Consider the following 5,219-nt stretch of genomic DNA (forward strand, 5'->3'; position numbering starts at 1 on the left):
CCGATGACATGGGAGTCGAATGGATGGATGGATAAATCAACCCCAGCTTGCAAAAAGGGAAAGTCCTTATAGGGGGGTGTTGTCACCGGGCCTGGTGGGTGGCTGGTGATCGCTAATAGGGGCTCGGCCAGGATATCTTGAGGCCGTCCGTAACGTGGATGCCGAGACTTGCCACCGATGTTGCAGGCCAAACCGTTCAACCTGCAAAGCCTTCGATGCAAGAAAACCAACAACATAGCTCTGTCGATGTATTCGTCGGCGTCGATGTCGGCAAAGGCCACCATCACGCCGTCGCCCTCGATCGGCGCGGAAAGCGCCTTTACAACAAGGCGCTGCCCAACGATGAGGCCAAGCTGCGCGCCCTCATTACCGAACTCAAGACGCACGGCCAGCTCCTGTTCGTCGTCGATCAACCCGCCACCATCGGCGCGTTGCCCGTGGCAGTCGCCCGTGATGAAGGTGTTCTGGTCGCATATCTACCGGGTCTGGCTATGCGCCGCATCGCCGACCTGCACGCCGGTGAAGCCAAGACTGATGCTCGCGATGCCGCCATCATCGCTGAAGCCGCGCGCTCAATGCCGCATACGCTGCGCTCACTTCGGCTGGCTGACGAACCACTCGCCGAACTCACCATGCTGTGCGGCTTCGACGACGATCTGGCGGCCCAGATCACGCAGACCAGCAACCGCATTCGAGGTCTGCTCACCCAGATCCATCCGGCGCTGGAAAGGGTCCTGGGGCCGCGCCTCGACCATCCGGCCGTGCTCGATCTGCTTGAGCGATACCCGTCACCCGCCGAGCTCGCCTCAGCCAGCGAGAAAACACTCGCCAACCGCCTCACCAAACTCGCGCCTCGCATGGGCAAGAGCCTGGCTGCCGACATCGTCCAGGCGCTCAGCGAACAGGCTGTGATCGTGCCCGGTACTCAGGCCGCAACCATCGTCATGCCGCGTCTTGCCCAGCAACTCGCATCCTTGCGCAAGCAACGCGAGGAGGTTGCCAGCGAAGTTGAACGTCTGGTGCACGCACACCCTCTTTGGCCGGTCCTGACCAGCATGCCGGGAGTCGGCGTCAGGACCGCCGCCAGACTCCTCACTGAAGTCGCTCACAAAGCCTTCGCATCGGCTGCGCATCTCGCCGCCTACGCCGGCCTCGCCCCGGTGACCCGACGCTCGGGCTCGTCGATCCGTGGCGAACACCCGTCCAGACGGGGCAACAAGGTACTCAAGAGAGCGCTCTTCCTCTCGGCCTTTGCTGCCCTGCGAGACCCGATCTCAAGGGACTATTACGCGCGCAAGGTCCAGCAGGGCAAGCGCCACAATCAGGCGCTCATCGCTCTCGCTCGACGACGCTGCGACGTGCTGTTCGCCATGCTGCGCGACGGCACCCTCTACCAACCAAAATCCGCCCCTACCGCTTGACGAATCACATAGGGGCACCCCCCCGGATGCCAGCGAAAACACAAACAAACCACCCCGCGTCGCAAGACAAAAAAAAACGCCCAACCCTATTCAAAGAGCCAGGCGTCTCACACCTACAAAAGCAAAAACAAAAATGAACAACGAAAAAATCAATTCCCGATGTAATCAAACAACGACAACTTCTGAATCATCGAAAAACCCTGCTGCGCAGCCTGCAGCGAAAACTGGGTCATCGTGTACTTACTGATCACCGACGTCAGATCAGTCTGCGTCAGATCCGCAAGATTGCTCGTGGTCTGCAGTGAGTTCGTCTGCGTCACCGTCTGCAGCGCCTCGACTTCCTGCTCGCGACCGCCAACCGACGTCTGGATCGACGTCACGTTGTTCATCGTGTTGTGCAACTGCGTCAGCGCCGTGCCCAGCGCGTTCGTCAGGTTCGCCTGGCCGCCCGTGCCCGAGACGGGCGTTTGCAGCGCGGCAATCACGCTATCGAGGTTCGCGAACACGTCCTTGTTCGACTGCGCCGCGGGCGTCACCGAAAACGCATCACCCGCATTGGGCGCGCCGGAAATCGTCACGTTCTGGCCGCCGCCGCCAAGCGAAATCGCCTGGCCAGCCGTGAAAGTCTGCGGCGCGCTCGTCGTCGACGTGGTCGCGTCGGTGATCGTGTACGTCGTCGCGGACGTGAAGTTGATCGTGTACTGATGCTGGTTCGTCGGGTCAGTCGGATTGGTCACCGACACGTTGCCGATCGTGCCCGTGCCCGTGTTGGCCGAATTGCCCGCCGTCACGGCCGCGCTGCCCGCCGGCGAGATGCTCAGGAACACCGCCTGGCCCGTGTCGCCGATCGCGATGTTACGGGTGCCCGTCACCTGCACGTTCTGCACGCCGCTGTCGCCGTTGTACTGAACAGCGCCGCTCGCGTTGATCGAGAACGGCGGTGTCGCTGCCTGATAGCCGGCGTACAGATAGTTGCCCGAGCCGTCGGTGCCGTTCGCAAGACCCATCAGCTGATTGCGCAAGCCCTGCAGCTGCGTTGCGATCGCGCCGCGGTCGCCGTCGTTGAGCGAGCCGTCGCCCGCGCGCACGAGCTGCGTGCTGATCGACGTCAGCACGTTGTTGATGCTGGAGAGCGAGCCGTCCTCGGATTGCAGCGCAGCGAGCGCGGTGTTCTGGTTGTCGGCGTACTGCGACAGCGTCGCGCCCTGCATGCTGAGCTGCACGGCCTGCGCCGCGCCGACCGGGTTGTCCGACGGCGTCGCGAGACTCACGCCGCTCGAGAGTTGCTGATACAGCGACGCGAGCGTGGATTGCTGATCGTCCATCGTCTGGACGTTCATGCCGAAGTATTGACTGGTAGAGATGCGCATATGCGTTCAACGCCTCACTGGAAAATGCCGAGGATCGTCTGGAACAGCGTCTGGGCCGTCTGGATGACCTTGCTGTTCGCCTGATACAACTGCTGGTATTGCAGCAGGTTCGCCGCTTCCTCGTTGATGTTCACGCCGGAAATCGCCTGCTGCGAGGTCGTGATCTGCGTCACGAGTGCCGTCTGCGATTTGCTCGACGCCTGGATCTGGTTCGTCTGGTTGCCGATGTCGTTCACGTAGTTCGCGTACGAGTCGGTCAGTGTGAGCGTACCGTTGCCCATCGACTTCGTCGTCACGAGATTCGAGATCGACTGCGCGTTGCGGCCGTCCTTGCCGCCCGCCGGGTTCGGCGCGATCGTGAAGGTGTCGCCGTTCGCGGGCGTGCCCGTGATCTGCAGCGACACGTTGTTGATCGTGCTGCCCGTGATCGTCATCGACGCGCCCATGGCCGGGTTGTACGGCACATTGGGCGTCGCTGCCGTGATGTTGTACGAGGTCGGCGGCGTGCCACCGATGGTCACGGTCGAGCCGACCGGGAAGCCGGAGATCGATCCCGTCGTCGAGTCGTAGGTCAGCGTGGTGGTCGTGCTGGGCAACGTGTAGCCCGACGACACCGTGCCCTGCGTCACCGACGACGTGCCCGTATTCGATGTGCCCTTCGACACCAGAACGGGCGACGAAGCCGCGATGGCCGCACCGTCGCTCGTCGTCAGCCCGAAGCCGTTCAGCGCGCCGCGCGTCGGCTCGACGGTAAACGAATCGCCGGCGTTCATCGCGCCCGTCAGCGAGAACTGCATGCCGCCGATCGGGTTGGTCAGGTTGGCCGCCTGGCCGACGACCTGGCCCGTATCGCGATTGGTCAGGGTGTAGTTCGAGCCGTCGTACGACAGCGTGTAGTCGCCCGATACGGGCTGCGACGGATTGGACAACGAAGCGCCCAGCGTCGCGCCGCCCGTGTTCTTCAGGTTCGCAAAGATGGTCGGATTGCCGACCGTGAACAGCGCGCCGCCCTTGTTGCCGTTCAGGTCGATACCGAGCGAATTCTGCGCGTTGACCTGCGCGGCGAAGCTCGTCGCGATCGCGCCGAGTTGCGCTTCGGCGGGATCGAGTGTCTGACTGCGGAACGTCATCAGCCCACCGATCTGCCCTCCCAGCTGGGCGCTGTCGGGCAGGATTTGCGGCGTCGTCGTTCCGGCCTGGCTCGCAAGACCTGCGTAGGCAACGGCCGTTTCCGTCGGGTCCGACGGCGATGTGACGGTTGTGAGATTGAAGCTCTTGTCGGCGACGACGAGCGGCTGGCCGTTGCCCATGAACACGCTGTAGCCGCTATCGCCTTGCACGACTTGCACGCCGACGAGTTGCGACAGGTTCGACACGGCGAGGTCGCGCTGGTCGAGCAACTGGTTGGGCGGCTGGCCTTGTGCGCTCAGCGACTGGATCTGCGAATTCAGTTGCGCAATTTGCGCGCTGTACGTGTTGATCTGCTTGACCGTGTCGCCGATCTGCGTGTTGACGCTGGTGCGCAGCTGGTCGTACTGATCGCCTGCTGCGTTGATCTGGTCCGCCAACGATTGCGCGCTGCTGATGGCGCTTTGGCGCATCGCGGGATTCGACGCATCGTTCGCGACGTTCTGCATGCCGGTGAAGTACGACGTGATCGCGCTCGAAATGCCCGAGGTCGGATTGCCGACCATGTTGTTGAGCTGCGCGATCAGGTTGTAGTACGTGTTGAGCGAACCGGACTGCGACTGCGCGTTGTTCAGCTCGGTCGTGAGGTACTGGCTGTACTGGCGCTGGATGGTCGTGGTCGACACGCCGCTGCCGAGATAGCCGGAGCCCGTGTACTGTCCGCTCGATTCCGAGTAGACGGGACGCTCGACGGAATAGCCGGGCGTCGCCTGATTGGAGATGTTCTGACCCGTAGTCGTCAGGCCCCATTGGGCTGCGTTGAGTCCACTAAGGCCGATGCTAAAAAGGTTACTCGACATGCGTCATCCTGAAAGACGGCGTAAGGGGCGGTGTGTGTGGCACCGCCAGGTTGACCGAACAATTTGTATATCGGCCTCCCGGCGGGAAGATTGAGGGCGGGAATGGTTTTTTTGCGCGAAGCGCACGTGGTTTTGTTGCGCGAAGCGCACGTGGTTTTGTTGCGCGAAGCGCTGGATGGGGTTTGGTTTTGTCTTCGACGTTGGGGTTTGGGTTTTGCCTCGGCGAGGCGGGGTTCGCTGAGCATGCGGTTTGGGTTTTTTGTCGTTGCTATGGCTTACGCGTTTTGCCTTCGTGGCGCGGGCGGTTTGGTTGCTCTGGCGTTTGCGCTGGCATCCGCGAGTTGTTATCTAGCTTCATGCGTTGCCCCTGTGCGGGGCGGCACCTACTTTTCTTTGCCGCCGCAAAGAAAAGTAGGCAAAAGAAAGCGGCTAACACCGTC

At 62.1% G+C, this 5,219-nt stretch carries 5 protein-coding genes; 2 read left to right on the forward strand and 3 right to left on the reverse strand.

The annotated features are described in order from the left end of the window. The coding region (locus tag SB822_RS54075) for a hypothetical protein (protein ID WP_410858716.1) at window positions 1–200 on the reverse strand (200 nt) is incomplete at its 3' end. 15 nt (window positions 201–215) lie between these two features. Between SB822_RS54075 and SB822_RS54080 the strand changes: the two genes are divergently transcribed. Continuing rightward, complete coding sequence (locus tag SB822_RS54080; protein ID WP_167449584.1) at window positions 216–1,421, forward strand: IS110 family transposase; 1,206 nt, start codon at window positions 216–218, stop codon at window positions 1,419–1,421. 149 nt (window positions 1,422–1,570) lie between these two features. Here the strand turns inward: SB822_RS54080 and flgL are convergent, their stop codons facing one another. Beyond that, window positions 1,571–2,791 carry a flagellar hook-associated protein FlgL gene (gene flgL, locus SB822_RS54085; RefSeq protein ID WP_079498721.1) on the reverse strand — a complete coding sequence of 407 codons (1,221 nt, stop codon included), beginning with the start codon at window positions 2,789–2,791 and terminating at the stop codon, window positions 1,571–1,573. 14 nt (window positions 2,792–2,805) lie between these two features. Then, the gene (gene flgK, locus SB822_RS54090) at window positions 2,806–4,779 is read right to left on the reverse strand and encodes a flagellar hook-associated protein FlgK (RefSeq protein ID WP_410858717.1); all 1,974 of its coding nucleotides are present in this window, start codon (window positions 4,777–4,779) and stop codon (window positions 2,806–2,808) included. 102 nt (window positions 4,780–4,881) lie between these two features. On the opposite strand from flgK, the gene SB822_RS54095 reads away from it, so the two are divergent. Then, window positions 4,882–5,219, forward strand: a 338-nt coding sequence (locus SB822_RS54095; RefSeq protein ID WP_410858718.1) for a hypothetical protein, incomplete at its 3' end; no start/stop codon positions are given.

It is taken from the genome of Paraburkholderia sp. SIMBA_054 (assembly GCF_046534875.1).
In the GTDB taxonomy this organism is placed as follows: domain Bacteria; phylum Pseudomonadota; class Gammaproteobacteria; order Burkholderiales; family Burkholderiaceae; genus Paraburkholderia; species Paraburkholderia hospita.